This window comes from Nocardioides sp. (assembly GCF_030150155.1).
Lineage (GTDB): Bacteria > Actinomycetota > Actinomycetes > Propionibacteriales > Nocardioidaceae > Nocardioides.
Genome location: NZ_JASLGR010000002.1, coordinates 1 through 19,859 on the forward strand (window position 1 = coordinate 1; position 19,859 = coordinate 19,859).

Genomic DNA, 19,859 nt, shown 5'->3' on the forward strand with positions numbered 1-19,859 from the left:
GCGGCGCCACCTCGCCGGTATAGCCGGTTCAGGGACGTCGGAGGTGGTCGTGACGCGGGTGGTGCACACCTACGTCCACCTCACCCCCGACTCACCCGTCGCCGAAGTCGAAGCCGGCAACACTCTCGCCCCGGTCGAACGTGTAGCTGAGTGGTGCCGCACCGCCGGGACGAAGGTCATCATCCGTCCCGTCCTCGACCTCGCCACCCACTACTCCCGTGACGGGTATGTCCCCACCGAGACCATGCGCGAACAAGCGATCCTGATCAACCGGACCTGCGTCCACCCCTGGTGCGACCGACCAGCCCGGGCTTGCGACCTGGACCACATCACCCCCTATGAGAACCAAGGCCCACCCGGCCAGACCAGTAGCGCCAACCTCGCACCCCTGTGCCGCCACCACCACCGCCTCAAAACCCACTCCGGATGGCAGTACCAGCACCTCGAACCCGGCATCTACCTCTGGACCAGCCCCGCCGGCAGGGCCTACCTCCGCACGCCCACCGGGACCACGACGCTCAACAACATCGACTCTCCAGCCGCCTCACGAGGGGTAGCCTGACGAACATGGAGGCCAGCGACCTGTTCGGCGTACCCGACGAGCCCACGCCGCCACCCTCCCCTGAGGGCCTGTAGAGCCAGGCACCGCCGCAGCGCGAGGCACAGGACCAACGAGTCGATCTCACTGAGATGGTTCGGCGCCACCACCACCATCTCGGGTCACCACGACAAGGACTGGGGGTCATGCTCGGCCGTCGCAGCTCCGAGGCCATCACCACTGCGCCGGTCGATCCGTCGGCAGTACTTGCCGTCCTGACCGACGGAGTCTTCCGTCAGTGACAGTGGCCGCCTTCCTTCATCGGGCTCGGTGCCACATCCAGACCTGGGTTGCGGTCGAAGAAGCCGACCGGCTTGAGCCAGAAGCTGACCACGTCGACGGGCATCACGGGCCAGTCCTCGGGGCGCGGGACGTGGTGGATGCCGAAGGTGTACCAGAGCACCAGGTCGGTGTCGTCGATGGAGCGGTTGGCGGCGGTCCAGACGGGCAGGCCGGTGTCGCGGACCGACTGGGTGACGAACTCGCCGCAGGGCCAGCGCTCCTCGGGGCGGTACGGCGTCACCCACAGTGCGTGCTCGAGCACCCGGGCCCGGGCCAGCACCGGTGAGTCGGGGGCGAGCATCGACGGGATCGAGGCGGACGGCACCAGCTTGTACGACGGCACCGTGCCGATCCCGTTGCGCTTGGACGGGTTGATCACCTTCCAGGCCCGCTGCGTGGCCCAGTTGAAGTCCTGACGTCCCTCCGCCTCGGTCAGCAGCGGCGTCGCAGTCGCCCGCAGCGTCAGCCCGTCGGGGTTGTCCGGTCCGACCGGCGCCTGCTCGGTCTCCGTCATCACCACCGTGTTGCCCGAGCCGTCGGCGGCGTCGACGGCCAGGTCGAGGCGGGCGACGATGAAGTGCTGGTGGATCGGGGCGTACGTGCCCTGATCGACGATCGGGCCCGGCGGGGCACCGCGGGAGCCGTCGTACGGCGTCGTCACCATGATGCCGGTGGCGCGGACCTCGCACTCGATGTTGCCGTCCTCGTAGAAGCGCCAGTAGACGAGGTACTCGTAGTTCGCGACCGTCGCGTGGAAGGAGACCACGAACCGGCGCGAGCGGCGTACCTCGGCCCCGGCACGCTCGTCGACGTGCTTCCACAGCACGCCGTTGTCCTCCTCATGCAGGCAGATCGCGTTGCGGATCGGCCGCGGCGAGCCCTGGGAGTCGGCCAGCACCGCATCCAGGTAGACGATCTCGCCCAGGCAGTCGCAGCCGAGCGCCAGCGAGGACGTCATCGACCCCAGTCCCCACTCGCCGATGTCGTACGCCGTCCGGCGCGCGTGCTGGGAGGACGCATCGCGATAGGGCACCACCATCTCCGCGAACGAGAGCCGGTCGGCCACCGAGCGGCCGTCGTAGGAGACCGCGTGCAGGGTGAGCCCCTCGCGGTGGTGGAAGCCGATCCTGAAGCTCCACCGCTGCCAGGTCAGCAGGTGCCCATCGAGGGCGAACGAGACCCCGTCGGGCTGGACGATCGCCAACGGCTTCCGGTCGGTGCGCACCGTAAAGTCCGGCAGCACCGTCGCGACCAGGTCGGGGACGTACTCCCCCATCACCGGAGCGAACACGTCAGGCTGGTCGTGGCGCTCGATCTCCAGCAGGGTGCCCTCGTTGAGGTCGATGATCGGGGTGATGCCGGGGATCGGGTGCGCATACGGGTTCCCGGTCTCCCCGGCGCGGAGCCAGAGGTCGACCCAGCCGATCCGGCGACCGGCGTACCGGCTCGGGATCGCGTAGCCGGGGAACGCCCACATGTCGAAGAGCACGCCGTCGTCGGAGTCGAGTCCGCGCTCGGCCAGCGCCGCCAGTAGGTCCGGGTGGCCGCGCAGGATCTCGTCGGTGACGTCCCAGTCGGTGCCGGTCATGTTGGGCTGCACCCCGTCGAGCTGCTCCCAGGTGAGCAGGGTCCCGGCGCGCAGGTCGACCCGAGCGCGGTACGTCGTCCCGCTCGGGCGCTGCCACACCACCGCGTGAGCGACCCGCGGCAGCACCAGCCCCGGGTCGGTGGCGAGTCGGCGCAGCTCGGCCCGGGTGGGCTCCACGACCTCGGCGAACGCCATCGCCCAGCCGGGCCCGAAGCCCTGATCTCGGCGAAGCACCTCGGTCACGAGGTCGATCTCGGCGGCGGTGAGGGGATCCAACGGATGCGCTGTCACCCCTGCGAGACTAGTCCCCTTCGGCGCGCGCGAGGAGTGCCTTCGCCACCTCGCGGTAGGCCTGCGCACCCTTGCTGGTGCGCGAGGTCGACAGGATCGAGCGGCCGGCGGCGGGTGCCTCGGCGAACTTGATCGTCTTCGGGATCGGGGGCTCGATCACGGCCAGGTCGTAGGTCTCGCTGATCGTCTCCAGCACCGTCCGGGCATGCGTGGTGCGCCCGTCGAAGAGGGTCGGCAGCACGCCCCAGACCTGGAGACCCTGGTTGGTGAAGCGGCGTACGTCGTGCACGGTGTCGAGCAGCTGCCCGACGCCACGGTGCGAGAGGGTCTCGCACTGCAACGGGATCAGCACCCCGTCGGCAGCGGTCAGCGCCGCCACGGTGAGCACCCCGAGCGAGGGCGGGCAGTCGAGCAGGATCCAGTCGTAGCCACCCTCGCCGCGCATCGACTCCAGCGCAGCACTGACGACGTGCTCGCGGCCGGTGCGGGTCAACAGGTCGGCCTCGGCGCGGGCCAGATCGATCGTGGCCGGCAGCAGGTGGACGCCGTCCTCGGTCTCGTAGATCACCTCGGCGGCCTCCAGCCGGGTGGTGAGCACCTGGTGGACCGACTGCTCCAGGTCCTCGGGGTCGATCCCGAGACTGAACGTGAGGCAGGCCTGCGGATCGAGGTCGACCAGCAGCACCGACTGGCCCAGCTCGACCAGGGCAGCGCCCAGCGAGGCGACGGACGTGGTCTTGGCGACGCCGCCCTTCTGATTGGCAACTGCGAGGGTGATCGTCATGGCGCGCCCATCATGCCTCACCACCCGAACCGTGAACAGGCACCTACTGTGGTTCCCATGCCTACCGCACTCATCACCGGCGCCACGGCCGGGATCGGTCTGACCTTCGCCACCCAGCTCGCCGCCCGGGGCGACGACCTGGTCCTCGTCGCCCGCGATCCTGAGCGGCTCCGGGCCACGGCAGACCGGCTGGAGACGACGTACGGCGTCAGCGTCGAGATCCTCTCGGCGGACCTGTCCGACCGGGACCAGCTGGCGCTGGTCGAGGAGCGGGTCGCCAGCACGGAGCACCCGATCGACCTGCTGGTGAACAACGCCGGGTTCGGCCTCAAGAAGCGGTTCGGGGCGAACACCGCCGACGAGGAGACCCAGATGCTGGAGGTCCTCGTGGTGGCGGTGCTGCGGCTCTCGCACGCGGCACTGGGGGCGATGCGGCAGCGCTACCTGTCCAGCGGCGAGCGCGGCGGGATCATCAACGTCTCCTCGGTGGCGGGCTTCCTGCCGCGCGGGACCTACAGCGCGGCGAAGGCGTGGGTGAACTCGTTCAGCGAGTGGGCGGCCACGGAGTACAAGACCGAGGGCGTGCACGTGATGGCGCTGTGCCCGGGGTTCACCAAGACCGAGTTCCACGAGCGGATGGGGGTGGGCCGGGACTCAGCGCCGGAGTTCATGTGGCTCGACGTGGACGACCTGGTCGCCGAGGCGCTGCGCGACTTCGACCGGCAGCGGGTCTTCTCGATCCCGTCGCTGCGCTACAAGGCGGTCGTGGGCGTCACCAAGCTGATCCCCAAGCCGGTGCTGCAACGGTTCCAGAGCCTGGGACGCAAGTAACGCCCCGATCGCTTGACCGGCTTGACGGCGTTTGGCACGCTTGTTGTATGACTGCAGAGCGCGCTGACGAGATCGTCGTCGGGGCCATCGCGGCCCGGCTGCGTCGCCGGCTGCACGCGGTGCCCGACGCCCAGCTCGCCGAGATCGACGCCGAGGCCCTGGTCGACGCGATGATGGCCGCGATCCCCCAGGCCGACCTGCCGCACCCGTTCGAGGCGCTCGGCCCGTTCTACGACGCCCCCGGCCTGGCAACCTGGCTGGGCATCTCCCGGCAGGCGGTCCACCAGCGCACGGTCAAGCACGACCTGCTCGCGCTGCGCACCGGCGACGGCAAGAACGTCTACCCGGCCTGGCAGTTCACCCCCACCGGCGCGGTGCTCGCCGGCCTCGCCGACGTGGTCCGTGCCCTGCTCGACGGCACCGACGAGTGGACCGCCGCGATCTGGCTCACCACCGCCTCCCCGGTCTTCGGCGGACGCTCCGCGGTGGACCTGCTGCGCGAGGGCCGCCGCCTGCTCCGGACCAGTGCCGGCAGCACCGTCAGCGACCCGGCCGCCGTCGTTCTGGCCGAGGCGCGGGCCGACGCGGCACGGTGGCGCCAGTGACCGGTGAGCGCACCGACATCGCGCTCCGGGCACCGGCCACCGACCTGACCACCTTCCCGTCGTGCGAGGTGGCCGGCCACTGGCACCGTGCCCACACCGCCACCCGCGAGCCGTGGTGGTTCTCCCACGACGGCTCGGGTCGCTTCGACCTGAGCACCCCGGCGGGCACCTGCTACCTCGCCGCCGACGTCCAGTCCGCCGTCCTCGAACGGCTCGGCCCGACGCTGGCCGCCGCCGCGATGATCTCCGGCACGCAGGCCGACGCGATGGTGGTCTCGACGCTGACGCTCGGCCCCACTCGGGCCGCTGACGGCACCGACACCCGGGCCGCCACCGCCTTCGGCATCACCCGCGAGATCGGCACGGTGACGCCGTACGGCCGAGCCCAGGAGTGGTCGCACGCCCTGCACCGCGCCGGGTTCGAGGCACTGCGCTACTGGCCGCGCTTCTCCCTCGGTGCCGACCAGACCGCGCTGGCGCTCTTCGGCGCCGCCGGTGCCGACGACACCCGACCGCTCGACGCGGCCCCGATGACCGGGCGCTCAGCGGCCCGACGGGCCGGGATCGACGTGCTCGACCCGCCCCGCAGCGTCACCACCGTCACCCCCGGACGATGAACTCCCGCACGGCGTCGGCGACCATCTGCACCGCGATCGCGGCCAGCAGCAGACCGGCGATCCGGGTGACCAGCATGATCCCCGACTCGCGCAGCAGCCGCTGCAGCGGCAGCGAGAACCGCATCGCGGCCCACAGGCTGAGGTGGGTGACCACGATGCCGACCGCGACTGCGAGACCGTCGGCGAAGCCGTTGACCTGGTGCACGAAGAGCATCGTCGCCACGATCGCGCCGGGCCCGGCCAGCAGCGGCGTGCCCAGCGGCACCAGCGCCACGTTCTTCGCCTTGCCCTGAGCCAGCGAGCCCTCCTCGTCGCTGCCGGTCAGCAGCTCGAGGGCGACCAGCAGCAGGAGCAGACCGCCCGAGGCCTGCATGGCCGGCAGCGTGATGCCCAGGTAGTTGAGGATCCCCTGCCCGAACAGGGCGAAGACCACGATCACGAACAGCGAGACCGTGACGGCCTGCCAGGCCGCGGCCCGCGCGACCTGCTGGGTGCGACCGGCGGTCAGGGAGAGGAAGACCGGGACGGTGCCGACCGGGTCCATGATGACGAAGAGGGTGACGAAGACCTCGACGGCGAGGGTGACGTTCATCGGGGCATCACCACTGCCGGCGTACGCCGTCCGCTGACCGCGGCAACGGCCTTGGCCCGATCCATCAACTTCTCCAACTCCTCCGGCGTCGTCACGTTGACGCCCAGCTCGTGATCCTTCTTGCCCCGCCCGTGATAGTCACTCGATCCGGTGACGACCAGGTCCAGGTTGTGGGCGATGGCGGCCAGCTGGGCCCGCATCGCGATGTCGTGGTCCTGGTGGTCGACCTCGATCCCACTCAGGCCCTGGGCCTTGAGGTAGGCGAACGCCGCCTCGTCGAGACGATGCGACTCGCCGCTGCGGCCCCAGGGATGGGCGACCACCGTCACTCCCCCGGCCGCGCTCACCATCGCGATGGTCGAGACCAGGTCGGGGGCGTAGCGCTCCACGTAGGCAGGCTTGCCCCACGACAGGTAGCGCCGGAACGCCTCGTCGCGGTCGCGCACCATCCCGCGGCGCACCAGGGCGTCGGCGACGTGCGGGCGCCCCGTGGAGACGGCGTCGGCGGACTCGGCCAGCACGTCCTCGACGGTGATCGGCAGGTCGAGCCCGTTGAGGATCTCGACCATCCGCGCCACCCTGCCGTCGCGGCCGGACAGGATCTTGTCGATCTCCTCGCCCAGCGGCTGGTACGTCGGGTCGTGCAGGTAGGCCAGCAGGTGGACGCTGTGCCCCTGATGCTGGGTGGACAGCTCCATCCCGGGCACCAGCCCGAGACCGAGCTCGTCGGCGGCCTGATAGGCCTCGCCCCACCCGTCGGTGGTGTCGTGATCGGTCAGGCCGACCATGTCGACACCGGCCGCCTGGGCGGCGCGGAGGAGCTCTGCGGGCGTATCGGTGCCGTCACTGACCCGGGAGTGGGTGTGAAGGTCGATCCGCATTGCTCCAATGTAAGGTCTGCGGGCTGTGCTCACGCATTCCAGCGCAGCAGCACCGGCTGCTCACGCTCGTGGCCCAGGACCGAGAGGGTCCCGGTGTCCAGCCGCCACAGTCGGCCCTCGCTGACCGGCAGGCCCAGCCAGCGCGCGGCCAGGGCCCGCAGGCAGTGGCCGTGGGCGAAGGCGAGCACCGGTCCGTCGATCGCCCGCGCGCGGGCCACGATCCGGTCGAGCCGCTCGGTGATCGCCGCCCGGGTCTCACCACCGGGCGTCTGACCGCGCCAGACCGTCCAGCCCGGATCGTGGGAGCGGATCTCGGCGGTGGTGATGCCCTCGTAGTCGCCGTAGTCCCACTCCACCAGGTCCTCGTCGACGATCGCGTCGGGGAAGCCGGCCAGTGCCGCCGTACGCCGGGCACGTTCGCGCGGCGAGGTGAGCACCAGCGCGAAGTCGGTCTCGGCCAGCCGGGGCGCCAGCGCCCGGGCCTGCTCCTCCCCACTGGCCAGGAGCGGCAGCTCGGTGTGGCTGGTGTGGCGGCCCGAGCCTGACCACTCGGTGGCGCCGTGCCTGACCAGGAAGAGCTGCGTCATCGTTCTAGGACCTCGTGATCCGCTTGTTGACCTCGCGTGTGAGGAAGCTGGGCATCAGGTTGGAGGTGGTGGCGAAGAACTTCGCCGGCAACCCGACCGCAGTATGCACGCTATGCGGCAGCACCCGACCCAGTCGCCACCGGGGTCGCACCACGCCGAAGATCTCCTCGGCGACGTCGTCGGGCTGCAGGTTGATCCCGAGGGTGTCGGTGCTGGCGATGTCGAGGCCGTCGGTCATCGCGGTGGCGACGAAGAGCGGCCAGACCGCCTCGACCCGGATCCCGTCCTTGCGCCACTCCAGGTCCAGGGCCTCGGTCAGCCCCCGGATGGCGAACTTGCTGGCCGAGTACGTCGCCAGCTCGGCCTGTCCGTAGATCGCGCTGGCCGAGCACAGGTTGACCACCATCGACTCCGATGTCGCGGCCAGGTAGCGGTGCGCGGCGTAACAGCCGTTGATCACCCCGCCGACGTTGACGTCGATGGTGGCGTGGTGGGCGGCCAGGGGTAGCTCGGCGAAGCGGCCACCGCGCAGGATCCCGGCGTTGTTGATCAGGACGTCGAGCCGGCCCTCGGTGGTCCCGGTGAAGTCGGCCAGCGCCGCCTCCCACTGGTCGGCCGAGGTGACGTCGAGGGCACCGGCGCGGGCGCTGCCCTCGCCGAACTCCTCGACCAGGGTGGCGGCCAGACGCTCGGCGCCGGCCCTGTCGATGTCGTAGATCCCGACCCGCCACCCGGCGGCGGCGAAGCGGCGGGCGGTGGCGGCGCCGATGCCGGCCGCCGCTCCGGAGATGAAGACCGCGTCCATGATCACACCGGAATGAACGCCCACAGGTCGAGGTCGAGCAGCACGCCGGGGGCGTACTTCCCGTCCTCGCCACGCAGCGTCATGGTCTCGTCGCGGTCCTTGGTCGCCACCAGCCGCAGCCGGATCGCGCCGACGCCCGGCGCCGGGGTCTCGGCCTTGTCCAGCACCTCCGACCAGGCGTAGACGGTGTCACCGGCGAAGGCCGGGGCGACGTGCGAGCCGGCGTTGATCGCGCCGATCAGCTGGGCGTTGGCCAGGCCGTTGAAGGAGAGCGCGCGGGCCAGGGAGATGATGTGGCCGCCGTACACCAGGCGGTGGCCGTCGGGTCGGGCCTGGGTGTTGAAGTGCACCTTGGCGGTGTTCTGCCACAGCCGGGTCGCCATCATGTGCTCGGCATCGCTGATCGTCACGCCGTCGACGTGGTCGATCCTCTCGCCGACCTCGTAGTCGCCCCAGCGGTGCGGCTCCCCGGCGGCGACCAGGTCGTAGTTGCTGAACGACAGCCCGCGCGGGACGACCAGGTCGGCGGGGTCGACCACGGCGGCCAGGTCGGGCAGCACCGTCTCGGGAGCAGGGGCGTCGCGGTCACGCTTGTGCACCATCACCCAACGCGCCCACTGCAGCACCGTCTCGCCGTGCTGGTTGACGGCGGTGGAGCGGACGTAGACGACACCGGAGGCGCCGTTGGAGTTCTGCTTGAGGCCGATCACCTCACTCGACGTGCTGAGCGTGTCGCCCGGCGCGACCGGCTTGAGGAAGCGGCACTCGGCGTAGCCCAGGTTGGCCACGGCGTTGAGGGAGATGTCGGGGACGGTCTTGCCGAAGGCGACGTGGAACGCGATCAGGTCCTCGACCGGCTGCGGGTTGAGCCCGACCGAGGAGGCGAAGGCGGCCGAGCTCGGCACCGCGAACCGAGTCGGGTAGATCGCGCCGTACAGCGCCCGGTCCCCCTCGGTGACGGTGCGCGGCGTGGCGTGGGTGAGCACCTGCCCGAGGGTGAAGTCCTCGAAGAAGTTGCCCGGATTCGTTTTCGACACGGCGGTGCTCACGTCCTATCTGCTGCAGCGGCGGGAGATGTACCCGCGAGTAACTTAGCCGCGAGCCAGCGCCTTCCGCCACCAGCTCGTCCGCGGTGCGGCAGGTTCGACCCGCCGGGGGTTGCGGGTGGTCGCCCGGACCGCGTAGCGCGCCAGCGTCTCGACGGCCACCCGTGCGACGTCCTCCTCGGCCACCACGGCCAGCGGCGCGATCTGGGACTCACGCGGGCGCAGCGTGCCCAGGTCGCCGTGGATCACGTAGCCACCCGACTCCAGGGCGGCGATGGTGGCCTCGGTGTACTCCTCCACCCAGCCACGGTGCTCCGGGGTGAGCCGCAGCCGGGCGCTCGCCTCGTGCGGCAGCACGCCCTTGACGAAGGGCCAGCGGATGGCACGCGCATAGTCGCGGTACGCCGGCAGATCGTCGCCCACCGCGAGCGTGACCCGGCGCAGCACCTCGGCCTCGACCGATCCGAAGGAGGTGTTGACCGCGGCCTCGGGCCGCGCGATAACGGCGTCGTCGAAGCCCACGATCGCCCCGGTCTCCCGGAAGATCTTCTCCGGGTCCGCGGAGGTGATCGGGACGACGTGGATCCGCTCGGGCGGGACCAGACCGACGAACCGGCCCAGCACCGTGAGCGGGTCCTGACGCTCCCAGAACCGGCGCGCCCAGACCCCGTCACGGTCGCGGACCGCGTCCAGGAAGTCGGCGAAGCTCAGCGTCATCCGGTGCTTGAGGAACTGCTGGTAGTCGCTCGGGATCTGGGCCGCCCAGCCCCGCACGGTGAGGATCAGGTGCAGCTCGGTGTCGGCGGCCTCGGCGACGGCGACCAGCGCCTCGGCCTCGGCCCGCCCGACCTCGGCGAGGTCCTCGTTGCTGGCGTAGAGCACGTCACCGGGGGTGGCGGCGATCCGTCGTGCGGCCGCAGCCAGGGCAGCCTCGTCGTGCTCGCCGACGTACGCCTCGACGGCCTGCCACCCCATCGGGCGGAGCAGGTGGTCCAGATGCTCCTCGCGGTCGCGGAACGGCAGCCCGACCCCGACCTGGGCCAGCGCGTCGACGGAGTCCCACAGACCCGCCTGCAGGGAGGAGGTGCCGGTCTTGCTGCAACCGAGGTGGACGACGAAGCGCCGGGTCATGCGAGCCCCTTGAATCGAGTCGGGATGCGGGTGGGTTCCTGGAGCAGCAGCGCTTCGAGCTGACCCTGGCGCACCGGCCTGCGTACGCCGTTGTCGTCGACGATCAGGCCGGCCAGGTCGATCGAGCCCGGGTCGAACTCGGCGACCTCGCGCTCGCCCAGCCCGGCGACGGCCTGGTCGAGCACCGCGACGATGTCGTCGGCGGGCTTGCTCCAGGTCGACGCCTTGGCCCGGCCCTCGTCCAGGAAGGCCTGGTGCCGGGCCGCGGAGATGGCGAGCAGCCGGTCACGGTCGGCGAACTTGAGGTGGAGCATGAGCACGCCGGGGTCGGGCACGTACGGCGCGGCGATGCCGTGCGAGGCCAGCCCCCACCGGGCCGGGACCCGCTTGAGGGAGGGCTTGCACATCCCGGGGGCGAAGATCGCGTGGGCGCGCTGCTCGGTGATCGGACGGGACAGGTCCAGGGGCGCCTCCCCCGGGGTGTGCACCACGTTGAGACCGACCACACCGACGGTCTCGGGGCAGTCACGGGCACGCAGGAAGGCGTCCAGGGTGCCGAAGGCCGGGTCGACGACGAGGAGCTCGTCGGCGTCCAGGGCGACCACGTAGTCGTAGGCGTGCAGCAGCCCGGTGGCGATCCCGCTGAGGATGCGCATCCGGGTCCGCTCGAACGGCTTGCCGGTGAGCGAGGGCAGGTGGTGGACGGTCACGCCCTGGGCCGCGACCGCCTCAGCCGAGCCGTCGGTGGAGCTGTCGTCGAGGACGACCAGGTGGGCCGCACCGACCAGGCCGGCGTGGTGACGGACCCAGGCCTGGAGCATCGGTCCCTCGTCGCGGGCCATCGTGATGATCGCCGCGGTCAGGGGCCGCTGGGGGGCCTCCCACTCCTGCGCAGTACCGCCGCTGCGGCGGGAGAAGAACCTCACGGCGACAGTCTCCCATGACCGGATCGGGCGACGGACTACTCCGTGGCGGTGGAGGCGCGGCGGCTGCGGCCGAAGGGGTGCGGCCCGTGGCCGACCTCCAAGGTGGCATGCAGCCGGGCCAGCAGGTCGGGGTCGCAGGCACCGGTGACGAACTCGGCGAGCCCGGTCAGCATCGCGTCGCGGCGCTCGGCGTCGGCACCGGTGAGGGTCTCGTAGCGGGTCCGGTAGGTCCGCTCGGGCCAGCGCTGTTCGAGCCACTCCTGGATCTCCATCACCCGCGACATCCGAGCCAGGGCGAGGTCGCGGTCCTGGTCCTTCCAGAAGCCGGAGTCGACCGAGACCTCGGGGGTGCGGGTGTTGAGCACGAACCGGGCACCGGGGAAGACGTGGTCGAACCAGGTGAAGAACGGCTCGGTCTGGTCGGGCTCGATCTGGTGCCAGAGCACCTCCTTGAACCCGATCCGGTCGACGCTGCGGGCCTCGACCTTGCCGTAGAGCATCTCCAGCGACAGCGCCCGGGCGTGCTTGACGAAGGTCGGCCGGGCGAAGTTCCGGACCCCGTAGAAGGCGCTCGACTTACGGCCGGCGTGGTGCTTGGCGTGCCGCTCGGCGAAGGTGACGGCGGCCTGGGCGCTCTCGAACTGGCCCTTGACGAAGAAGGCGTTCTCGCCGCGGATCAGCGTCCGGGGCATCGCGTTCAGAAGTCCCTGGACGAGCGTGGAACCCGAACGACCGAACGTGACGACGAAGACGAACTCGGGCTCGGGCTGAGGACGGAACCGCTCGAACACGCATTTTACTTTGCCAAGCCAAGCGTGCCCGTCTCAAGGGCGACGGGCACGCTCATAGCAAGTCACAGGACGCGCACAGGTCCGACCTATCAGGCCTGTCAGGCCTTGTACTCCTTGAGCAGCTGGCGTCCGATGATCATCTTCTGGATGTCGGAGGTGCCCTCACCGATCAGCATGAACTTCACCTCACGCATCAGCCGCTCGATCTCGTACTCCTTGGAGTAGCCGTAGCCACCGTGGATCCGGAAGGAGTCCTCGACCACCTCGTTGGCGTACTCCGAGGCGACCATCTTGGCCATCCCGGCCTCGACGTCCATCCGCTTGCCGGTGTCCTTGAGCCGGGCCGCGCGGACCATCATGGTGTGCGCGGTCTCGACCTTGGTCGCCATCTCGGCCAGGCGGAACAGCACGGCCTGGTGCTCGGCGATCGGCTTGCCGAAGGTCTTGCGCTGCTGGGCGTAGGCGATGCCGACCTCGAAGCCACGGATCGCCAGGCCACAGGCACGAGCGGCGACGTTGACGCGGCCCACCTCGACGCCGTCCATCATCTGGTAGAAGCCCTTGCCGGGCACCCCGCCGAGGATCTGCTCCGCAGCGATCTGGTGCCCCTCGAAGACCATCTCCGTGGTGTCGATGCCCTTGTAGCCCATCTTGTCGATCTTGCCGGGCACCGTGACGCCCTGCGCGACCTCACCGAAGCCGGGGGTCTTCTCGACCAGGAAGGTGGTCATGTTCTTGTAGACCGAGTCGGCGCCCTCGTCGGTCTTGGTCAGCACCGCGACCAGGGTGGAGGAGCCGCCGTTGGTCAGCCACATCTTCTGACCGGTGATCGCGTAGGACCCGTCGGCCTGCTTGACCGCCTTGGTCGAGACAGCCGAGACGTCCGAGCCCAGGCCGGGCTCGGACATCGAGAACGCGCCACGGACCTCGCCGGTCGCCATCTTGGGCAGGTACTTCTGCTTCTGCTCATCGGTGCCGTGCTGCATCAGCATGTAGGCGACGATGAAGTGGGTGTTGATCACACCACTGACGCTCATCCACCCGCGCGCGATCTCCTCCACGCAGAGCGCGTACGTCAGCAGGGACTCCCCCAGGCCGCCGTACTCCTCGGGGATGACCAGACCGAAGACGCCGAGCTCCTTGAGACCGTCGACGATCTCCTGCGGATACGTGTCGGAGTGCTCGAGCTCCTGGGCTACCGGGATGATCTTGTCCTCGACGAACTGGTGGACCGTCGCCAGGATCTCCACCTGGATGTCGGTCAGACCTTCGGTGTGGGCAAGACGACCCATGATTGCTCCTTCAGCCGATATCTCCGTGCCGCGCCGGGTGGGCAGCTCGGCCGATGTTACCCATGAGTAGCCTCGGTGGCGAGTGTGACGCCCACCGATGTCCGCCTCGGGGCCGGTCCCACAGGCGTCGTACCGCATAATGGGCCGCTATGGGACGACACGCGGCCAGCCTCGGACCGTCCCCCAGACCCCGCGGGATGCTCAAGGCGCTCGCCGTCGCGGCGGTGCTGACCCTCGCCGTCGTGCTCGGACTGCACGTCACCACCGGCTCCGACCCGGTCGCCGCACCCCGCAGCACCAGCGCCTCGCCCAGCCCGACGGCCTCGTCGAGCGCGCCGGCCACCATCATCCCCGGCGCCCACTTCGGCACCCGGATCCTCACCCTCGACGAGCTCAAGACGAAGTACGCCGCCGAGGGCAAGACCTACGTCAGCGGCGACCCCAGCAAGCCGACCACCTTCGTCTCGGCCTCCTACAACGTGCTCGGCTCCAGCCACGCCAAGAACGGCCCCAGCCGGGCCGCGCGCGGCGGCTCGCTGCTGCGCTCCAAGGGCGTCAGCGTGGTCGGGCTCCAGGAGCTCCAGTCCAACCAGCGCTCCTCGCTGCTCAACGCCTCCGGGTTCACCTCCTACCCCGCCGAGAGCGGCCTCAACGGCGAGAACTCGATCGCCTGGGACCCCGACGTGTGGCAGCTGGTCGACGGCGAGATGCAGTCGATCCCCTACTTCTTCGGCAAGAACCGGCAGATGCCGATCGTGCTGCTGCGCCACATCGAGACCGGCCGCATGATGTGGTGGATGAACGTGCACAACCCCGCCGACGTCTTCGGCTGCAAGTGCGGCGGATGGCGGGCCAAGGCGGTCGCCGTCGAGGTCGCCAAGATCAACGTACTGCACGCCGACGGCACCCCGGTCTTCTTCACCGGCGACCTCAACGACCGCAGCGCCGTGGTCTGCAAGGTCGCCGTCGGCACCGGGATGCGCTCGGCCGACGGCTCCTACGCCGCGGGTGGCAAGGGCGGCTCGTGCCGCCAGTCGGGCAGCCTGTGGATCGACTGGATCTGGGGCAGTGGCGACCAGGTCGAGTTCGCCGACTACGACCGTGACTACCGGACCCGGAACTCACCGCGGATGTCGGACCACCCGATGATCACCTCGACGACCACGATCGCTCCGGCGAACGCCGACCAGGCCTGCACCAAGTACAAGCGGCACGAGAAGACCTACTGGTTCTGCCCCGACCCCACGCTCAGCGTGGGACAGTCGCAGTGACCGAGTAGACCGGGTGGTCGGTGGCGAGCTTGGTCAGGTCGCTGCGGTCCTTGACGTAGCCCGACCAGGTGATCGAGCGGGTGCCCAGGATCCAGTCGATCGTGCTCGGCGTCGGACCGGTGCAGCTCGATCCTGAGCCGGTGCCGGGGTTGGGGAAGGTCATCCCCAGGCCCGAGGCCGCCACGGTGCAGTAGAACAGGTCGCGGGAGTTCATGTCCCCCATCAGCACCACCGGGGTGCCGTCGGCGGAGAGCTGCGCGATCGCCTGGAGCTCACGGGTCACCGCAGCGGCCCGCCACCGCCCCTGGTTGTGGTACTTCCCGGTGTCGGCGGCGTTGTGCACGTTGATGAACCAGACCTTGGTGCCGGTCGCCTTGTTGCGCAGCAGCGCCATCGGGGTGTGGAACGCGACCCCGTTGAAGTACGGGATGGTGAGCGAGGAGCCCTGCACCAGCTCCCACGTCGCCTTGGCGTAGCCGATCGAGTTGCGGCCGTCGGCACCGGCGCCCCCGGCGGTGGGCCACAGCCCCCAGACCGGTCCCACCAGCTTCGTGAAGAGCCTGGCCTGACTGGTCTCGAACTCCTGGAAGCCGACCACGTCGGCCTTGTGCGCGGCCAGCACCTGGATGCCGTAGTTGAGCCGCAGGTCGTAGGGCCGCTTGATCCGCGAGTCGCCCCGCTTCGTGGTGTGGGAGGCGCCCAGCACGTTGAACGTGGCGACCCGGAAGACCAGCGGCGCCTTGGCGTTGCGCTCGGCCTGCTGGGCCAGCGAGGCCATCGCCTTGTCCGGGTCGGCCTGGGAGGGCACCACCGGTCCGGCCGGGCTGGTGCGGGTCGGCTTCGCCGTGGGAGCGACTGGCGTGCTCGCGGTGGTCGGCGTCGCGGTGGGCGTGGGGGTCGGTCCGAGAGTGGCGTGCTCCACCGTGCCGGTCCCGGCCGAGGGAGTGGGGGCGGCCGCGGGTGAGGCGTCGGGGTGACGGCGTACCAGCGCCTGGACCAGCACCAGGGTGCCGACCAGCGCGACGATCGCAGCGATCACGGCGATGTCGGTCAGGTGGCGAGGTGCACGCTTCATCGCCGCGATGGTAGTCGGGGGTGCCCGCTCCCGTCGCAGTCGACGGACCGATCCGTACCACAAATCACTCCAGTCACATTAGTATCGCGAAAGACTTTGCCTTCTTTCCCCGGTCTGGAGTTCCAGCCATGTCACGTCCCCGCCTCACCCGCCCGCTTCGCCGGGTCGCCGTCCTCGGCGCCAGTCTCGTCACCATCGCCGCCGCCTCCCTGGCGTGCGTCGCCGTGCGCGACTCCTCCCACGACGACGGCAAGGGCGCCGCGACCCTGACGGCCGCCGGCGTGATCGGCACTCCCCCGGCGGCGACGACGCCCTACCTGCCGACCCGTGCCCGGGTGGCGACGTTCAACCTGCTCGGCTACGGCCACACCATGCCCAGCGGGGACAACAGACTCAAGGTCGACGGCCGCACGCGGCAGGCGCAGGCAGACCAGATCATCAGGGCCAACAACCTCCAGATCGTCGGCTTCCAGGAGATGGAGCAGCCCCAGATCGACGTCTTCCTCTCCGAGATGGGGGCGCAGTACGAGCTCTGGCCCGGCAACACCTACACCGGCGCGTCGAAGGTCAACGTCAGGGGCAACTCGATCGCCTGGCGCAAGGACCAGTGGACGGCGATCAGCACGACGTATTACGACGCGCCGTACTTCAAGGGCGTCAACGTGCCCCGCCCGATCGTGCTGCTGCAGAACAACGCCAGCGGGCAGCGGGTCTTCGTGACCAACACCCACAACCCGGCCAACACCTTCGGCAACGCGTCGAACTACCGCACCCAGAACGTCGCGATCCAGGCCGGCACCTTCAACGCACTGCGCAAGGCCAACCCGACCACGCCGATCATCTTCACCGGCGACATGAACGACCGCAGCGACTTCTTCTGCTCCTTCACCAAGGCCACCGCGATGCGGGCCGTCAACGGCGGCACCCGGACCGCGACCACGTGCACGCTCCCCAAGTCGCCGCAGATCGACTGGATCATGAGCACTACCGACGTGCAGTGGAACGGCTACCAGGCGGTCCGCACGCCGTACGTGAAGCAGACCACCGACCACCCCGTGGTCTGGGCCGACGCCACCTTCAAGGCGCCGCAGGCCGCTCGGGCCGGCATCACCCACACCGTCGTGATCGACGTCGAGGGACTGCCCAGCGCGGCGATCAGCGGCGTGCGCCAGTCGTGGGCACCGCACCTGACCGCGATCCGTCGCTCGGGCGCCTCGACCCTCAACGCCCGCACCCCGGTCGAGCCCAAGGCGTCGATCCCGAACGCGCTGTCGCTGCTCAGCGGCCGACCGGTGACCACGGGCGTCGGCGGGCACGGCTTCGTCTGGAACCGGTTCAACACCAAGGCGGCGAAGTTCGCCACCGTGTGCAAGGCCACCGGCGCCTACGTCAACACCGTCTTCGACACCGTGCACAACCAGGGCGGCTCGACCAGCTTCATGTCGACCGACCCCGGTGCCGCGATCGTGCTGCGCAGCGCCCGCTCCGGCCTGGCCGACAGCCAGGGCGTCGACTACGGCACCAACAAACTGACCGTGTCGAGCATGCAGTCCAACGACGCCGCCGCGATCAAGGTGCTGCGCAAGCAGATCGCCAACGCACCGCGCTCGATCTCCTACCTCCAGCTCAGCAGCCCGCGCACGGTCGGGGAGAAGTACGGCTACTTCGGACCGAAGTACGCCGCTGCCGTGCGCGCCACCGACCGCCGGATCGCCCAGGTGCTCAACTCGATCCGGGCCTCGTCACGGACCGCGACCTCGACTGCCCTGATCGTCACCTCGAGCTCGGGCGGCTCGCACAAGGCCACCGTCGGCACCGCGCTGCCGCAATACCAGATCCCCCTGATCGTGTGGGGTCACGGCGTCCCGGCCGGCGCCGACCTGTACGCGATGAACCCGTCCTTCACCGACCCCGGCGTGGGACGCCCCGGCTACGCCGGCTCGCAGCCGCTGCGCAACGCCAACATCGCCAACATCGTGACCACGATGCTCGGCTATCCCACGATGCCGACCCCGACGACGTACGGCGGCGCGATCAATCTCTTCCAGCCCGCCAACCTGATCCAGCGCCGCTGACCACTACCGTGGACCTGTGAGCACGACACCGACCCGCGTCTTCGTCGCCCGCCTCCTGGGGCTGTCGATCTACGACCCCCTCGGTGAACAGGTCGGCAAGGTCCGAGATCTCGTGGTCAGCGTGCGCTCCGAGGGCAGCCAGCCGCGCGTGCTGGGCCTGCTCGCGGAGGTCTTCGGGCGCCGCCGGATCTTCGTCCCGATGACCCGTGTGACCAACATCGACGCAGGTCAGGTCTCCATCACCGGGCTGCTCAACATGCGCCGCTTCGAGCAGCGCTCGACCGAGACCCTGGTGATCGGGCAGATGTTCGACCGCCAGGTCACGATCACCACCTCCGGCATCGTCGGCACCGTCTACGACGTCGCGATGGAGCAGGCCCGCAACCGCGACTGGGTGCTCTCCCGGGTCGCGGTCCAGGAGCCCTCCAAGGGCCTGCGCCGACGCGGGCAGACCCACGTCGTGGAGTGGCGCGACGTCACCGGTCTGGCGCACCGATCCCCCACCCAGGCCGCCACCCAGCTGGTGCACGCGATCAACGAGATGCGTCCGGCCGACGCCGCCCACATGATCCACGACCTCCCCGTCGAGCGCCGCCGCCAGGTGGTGGCGAGCCTCGACGACGAGCGTCTCGCCGAGGTGCTCGAGGAGCTGCCCGAGGACGACCAGGTCGAGATCCTCGAACAGCTCGACTCCGAGCGTGCCGCCGACGTCCTGGAGGAGATGTCCCCCGACGACGCCGCCGACCTGATCGCCGAGCTGCCGCCCGAGACCGCCGCCACCCTGCTGGAGCTGATGGAGCCCGAGGAGGCCGAGGACGTGCGACGCCTGATGTCGTACGCCGAGGACACCGCGGGCGCCATGATGACCCCCGAGCCCGTCATCCTCGGCCCCGACGCCACCATCGCCGACGCACTGGCCCACGTCCGCAACCCGGAGCTGACCCCGGCGCTGGCCGCCCTGGTCTACGTCTGCCGGCCACCACTGGAGGCCCCGACCGGCAAGTTCCTCGGTGTCGCCCACATCCAGCGACTGCTGCGGGAGCCTCCCTCTACGCTGGTCGCCGGTGCGCTCGACAGTGACCTGGAGCCGCTGCGTCCCGAGTCGACCCTCGACGACGTGGCAGCCCACCTGGCGACGTACAACCTGGTCGCGGCCCCCGTGGTCGACGACGAGGGCAGGCTCGTGGGCGCGGTGAGCGTCGACGACCTGCTCGACCACATGCTTCCGAACGACTGGCGAGACAAGGCGGTGCGCAACCATGGCTGAGCAGCCCCGCCCCCGGCTCGACACCCCGCGCGAGGTCCGCCGCCCGCTGGTGCAGCGGCCGGCCTTCCGCGCCGACGCGTTCGGTGTCTTCGCCGAGAAGTTCGCCCGGTTCATGGGGACCGCGACGTTCCTGCTCTGGATGAGCGCCTTCATCGTCATCTGGATCGTGTGGAACACGCTCACCCCGGCGTCGTGGCGGTTCGACCCGTACGCCTTCCTCTTCCTCACCCTGATGCTCAGCCTGCAGGCCTCCTACGCCGCGCCGCTGATCCTGCTGGCGCAGAACCGCCAGGAGGACCGCGACCGTGTGATCGCCGAGCAGGACCGCCGGGTGGCGGCCCAGGCCCAGGCCGACATGGAGTTCCTGGCCCGCGAGGTCGCCTCGCTGCGGATGGCGCTGGGCGAGGTCGCGACCCGTGACTTCGTTCGCTCCGAGCTGCGCTCGCTGCTCGCCGAGCTGGACGAGCGCGACGAGAAGGCTGCCGACGACGGGAATGACGAGGCCACCGCGTAGGCTGGACCTT

General features: G+C 70.1%; 20 protein-coding genes. 8 read left to right on the plus strand and 12 right to left on the minus strand.

The genetic code is table 11. The annotated features are described in order from the left end of the window. Positions 1 to 562 (plus strand): HNH endonuclease signature motif containing protein (locus tag Q1V88_RS00425; protein WP_366914050.1); only part of this gene is annotated, 562 nt, incomplete at its 5' end. Positions 563 to 833: 271 nt separating this feature from the next. On the opposite strand, the gene Q1V88_RS00430 is transcribed toward Q1V88_RS00425, so the two are convergent. Together Q1V88_RS00430 and Q1V88_RS00435 are read right to left on the minus strand one after the other, a co-directional pair. Continuing rightward, complete coding sequence (locus Q1V88_RS00430; protein ID WP_300676145.1) at positions 834 to 2,759, minus strand: primary-amine oxidase; 1,926 nt, start codon at positions 2,757 to 2,759, stop codon at positions 834 to 836. Positions 2,760 to 2,769: 10 nt separating this feature from the next. Beyond that, positions 2,770 to 3,543, minus strand: a complete 774-nt coding sequence (locus tag Q1V88_RS00435; protein ID WP_300676148.1) for a ParA family protein — start codon at positions 3,541 to 3,543, stop codon at positions 2,770 to 2,772. Positions 3,544 to 3,600: 57 nt separating this feature from the next. Between Q1V88_RS00435 and Q1V88_RS00440 the strand changes: the two genes are divergently transcribed. From Q1V88_RS00440 to Q1V88_RS00450, 3 genes are read left to right on the plus strand one after another with little or no spacing between them, the layout of a single operon-like run. Further along, the gene (locus Q1V88_RS00440) at positions 3,601 to 4,374 is read left to right on the plus strand and encodes an SDR family oxidoreductase (RefSeq protein WP_300676150.1); all 774 of its coding nucleotides are present in this window, start codon (positions 3,601 to 3,603) and stop codon (positions 4,372 to 4,374) included. A gap of 47 nt (positions 4,375 to 4,421) precedes the next feature. After that, entirely contained in the window at positions 4,422 to 4,979 is a 558-nt protein-coding gene (locus Q1V88_RS00445) for an antitoxin Xre/MbcA/ParS toxin-binding domain-containing protein (protein ID WP_300676153.1), read from the plus strand. After that, on the plus strand, positions 4,976 to 5,596 hold the full coding sequence (locus Q1V88_RS00450; RefSeq protein WP_300676155.1) for an RES domain-containing protein: 621 nt from the start codon (positions 4,976 to 4,978) through the stop codon (positions 5,594 to 5,596). The genes Q1V88_RS00445 and Q1V88_RS00450 overlap by 4 nt, the downstream gene beginning before the upstream one ends. Here Q1V88_RS00450 and Q1V88_RS00455 read toward each other — a convergent pair. The 9 genes from Q1V88_RS00455 to Q1V88_RS00495 all read right to left on the minus strand — a co-directional run bounded on the left by Q1V88_RS00455 (position 5,580) and on the right by Q1V88_RS00495 (position 13,647). Then, positions 5,580 to 6,188 carry a MarC family protein gene (locus Q1V88_RS00455; RefSeq protein ID WP_300676157.1) on the minus strand — a complete coding sequence of 203 codons (609 nt, stop codon included), beginning with the start codon at positions 6,186 to 6,188 and terminating at the stop codon, positions 5,580 to 5,582. The genes Q1V88_RS00450 and Q1V88_RS00455 overlap by 17 nt on opposite strands. Further along, the gene (locus tag Q1V88_RS00460; RefSeq protein ID WP_300676160.1) at positions 6,185 to 7,069 is read right to left on the minus strand and encodes a PHP domain-containing protein; all 885 of its coding nucleotides are present in this window, start codon (positions 7,067 to 7,069) and stop codon (positions 6,185 to 6,187) included. The genes Q1V88_RS00455 and Q1V88_RS00460 overlap by 4 nt, the downstream gene beginning before the upstream one ends. 29 nt (positions 7,070 to 7,098) lie before the next feature. Further along, the gene (locus Q1V88_RS00465) at positions 7,099 to 7,656 is read right to left on the minus strand and encodes a histidine phosphatase family protein (protein ID WP_300676163.1); all 558 of its coding nucleotides are present in this window, start codon (positions 7,654 to 7,656) and stop codon (positions 7,099 to 7,101) included. Between the two features lie 4 nt (positions 7,657 to 7,660). Then, positions 7,661 to 8,461, minus strand: a complete 801-nt coding sequence (locus Q1V88_RS00470; protein ID WP_300676166.1) for an SDR family oxidoreductase — start codon at positions 8,459 to 8,461, stop codon at positions 7,661 to 7,663. 2 nt (positions 8,462 to 8,463) lie between these two features. Next, a complete protein-coding gene (locus Q1V88_RS00475; protein WP_300676168.1) occupies positions 8,464 to 9,510 on the minus strand; it encodes a MaoC family dehydratase in 1,047 nt (348 codons plus the stop codon). A gap of 42 nt (positions 9,511 to 9,552) precedes the next feature. Continuing rightward, on the minus strand, positions 9,553 to 10,638 hold the full coding sequence (locus Q1V88_RS00480) for a hypothetical protein (protein WP_300676169.1): 1,086 nt from the start codon (positions 10,636 to 10,638) through the stop codon (positions 9,553 to 9,555). Further along, positions 10,635 to 11,564 carry a glycosyltransferase family 2 protein gene (locus Q1V88_RS00485; RefSeq protein WP_300676172.1) on the minus strand — a complete coding sequence of 310 codons (930 nt, stop codon included), beginning with the start codon at positions 11,562 to 11,564 and terminating at the stop codon, positions 10,635 to 10,637. The genes Q1V88_RS00480 and Q1V88_RS00485 overlap by 4 nt, the downstream gene beginning before the upstream one ends. A 35-nt stretch (positions 11,565 to 11,599) precedes the next feature. Further along, the gene (locus Q1V88_RS00490) at positions 11,600 to 12,355 is read right to left on the minus strand and encodes a sulfotransferase (RefSeq protein ID WP_300676174.1); all 756 of its coding nucleotides are present in this window, start codon (positions 12,353 to 12,355) and stop codon (positions 11,600 to 11,602) included. 98 nt (positions 12,356 to 12,453) lie between these two features. Then, complete coding sequence (locus Q1V88_RS00495) at positions 12,454 to 13,647, minus strand: acyl-CoA dehydrogenase family protein (RefSeq protein WP_300676177.1); 1,194 nt, start codon at positions 13,645 to 13,647, stop codon at positions 12,454 to 12,456. 149 nt (positions 13,648 to 13,796) lie between these two features. Between Q1V88_RS00495 and Q1V88_RS00500 the strand changes: the two genes are divergently transcribed. Beyond that, positions 13,797 to 14,918, plus strand: a complete 1,122-nt coding sequence (locus Q1V88_RS00500; protein WP_300676180.1) for a hypothetical protein — start codon at positions 13,797 to 13,799, stop codon at positions 14,916 to 14,918. On the opposite strand, the gene Q1V88_RS00505 is transcribed toward Q1V88_RS00500, so the two are convergent. Next, complete coding sequence (locus Q1V88_RS00505) at positions 14,896 to 15,993, minus strand: endonuclease/exonuclease/phosphatase family protein (RefSeq protein WP_300676183.1); 1,098 nt, start codon at positions 15,991 to 15,993, stop codon at positions 14,896 to 14,898. The two genes, Q1V88_RS00500 and Q1V88_RS00505, sit on opposite strands and share 23 nt — an antisense overlap. A 128-nt stretch (positions 15,994 to 16,121) precedes the next feature. On the opposite strand from Q1V88_RS00505, the gene Q1V88_RS00510 reads away from it, so the two are divergent. From Q1V88_RS00510 to Q1V88_RS00520, 3 genes are read left to right on the plus strand one after another with little or no spacing between them, the layout of a single operon-like run. Then, on the plus strand, positions 16,122 to 18,068 hold the full coding sequence (locus tag Q1V88_RS00510) for an alkaline phosphatase family protein (RefSeq protein ID WP_300676186.1): 1,947 nt from the start codon (positions 16,122 to 16,124) through the stop codon (positions 18,066 to 18,068). A 16-nt stretch (positions 18,069 to 18,084) separates the two neighbouring features. Beyond that, positions 18,085 to 19,335, plus strand: coding sequence for a CBS domain-containing protein (locus tag Q1V88_RS00515; protein ID WP_300676189.1), 1,251 nt, complete (start codon positions 18,085 to 18,087; stop codon positions 19,333 to 19,335). Beyond that, the gene (locus tag Q1V88_RS00520; protein WP_300676191.1) at positions 19,328 to 19,849 is read left to right on the plus strand and encodes a DUF1003 domain-containing protein; all 522 of its coding nucleotides are present in this window, start codon (positions 19,328 to 19,330) and stop codon (positions 19,847 to 19,849) included. The genes Q1V88_RS00515 and Q1V88_RS00520 overlap by 8 nt, the downstream gene beginning before the upstream one ends. Positions 19,850 to 19,859 lie beyond the last annotated feature (10 nt).

Excerpts from the sequence above, each read along its gene's own strand:
- Q1V88_RS00435 (WP_300676148.1), bottom strand. The coding sequence starts at position 3,543 with ATGACGATCACCCTCGCAGTTGCCAATCAGAAGGGCGGCGTCGCCAAG.
- Q1V88_RS00440 (WP_300676150.1), top strand. The coding sequence starts at position 3,601 with ATGCCTACCGCACTCATCACCGGCGCCACGGCCGGGATCGGTCTGACC.
- Q1V88_RS00445 (WP_300676153.1), top strand. The coding sequence starts at position 4,422 with ATGACTGCAGAGCGCGCTGACGAGATCGTCGTCGGGGCCATCGCGGCC.
- Q1V88_RS00455 (WP_300676157.1), bottom strand. The coding sequence starts at position 6,188 with ATGAACGTCACCCTCGCCGTCGAGGTCTTCGTCACCCTCTTCGTCATC.
- Q1V88_RS00460 (WP_300676160.1), bottom strand. The coding sequence starts at position 7,069 with ATGCGGATCGACCTTCACACCCACTCCCGGGTCAGTGACGGCACCGAT.
- Q1V88_RS00465 (WP_300676163.1), bottom strand. The coding sequence starts at position 7,656 with ATGACGCAGCTCTTCCTGGTCAGGCACGGCGCCACCGAGTGGTCAGGC.
- Q1V88_RS00470 (WP_300676166.1), bottom strand. The coding sequence starts at position 8,461 with ATGGACGCGGTCTTCATCTCCGGAGCGGCGGCCGGCATCGGCGCCGCC.
- Q1V88_RS00480 (WP_300676169.1), bottom strand. The coding sequence starts at position 10,638 with ATGACCCGGCGCTTCGTCGTCCACCTCGGTTGCAGCAAGACCGGCACC.
- Q1V88_RS00495 (WP_300676177.1), bottom strand. The coding sequence starts at position 13,647 with ATGGGTCGTCTTGCCCACACCGAAGGTCTGACCGACATCCAGGTGGAG.
- Q1V88_RS00500 (WP_300676180.1), top strand. The coding sequence starts at position 13,797 with ATGGGACGACACGCGGCCAGCCTCGGACCGTCCCCCAGACCCCGCGGG.
- Q1V88_RS00505 (WP_300676183.1), bottom strand. The coding sequence starts at position 15,993 with ATGAAGCGTGCACCTCGCCACCTGACCGACATCGCCGTGATCGCTGCG.
- Q1V88_RS00510 (WP_300676186.1), top strand. The coding sequence starts at position 16,122 with ATGTCACGTCCCCGCCTCACCCGCCCGCTTCGCCGGGTCGCCGTCCTC.
- Q1V88_RS00520 (WP_300676191.1), top strand. The coding sequence starts at position 19,328 with ATGGCTGAGCAGCCCCGCCCCCGGCTCGACACCCCGCGCGAGGTCCGC.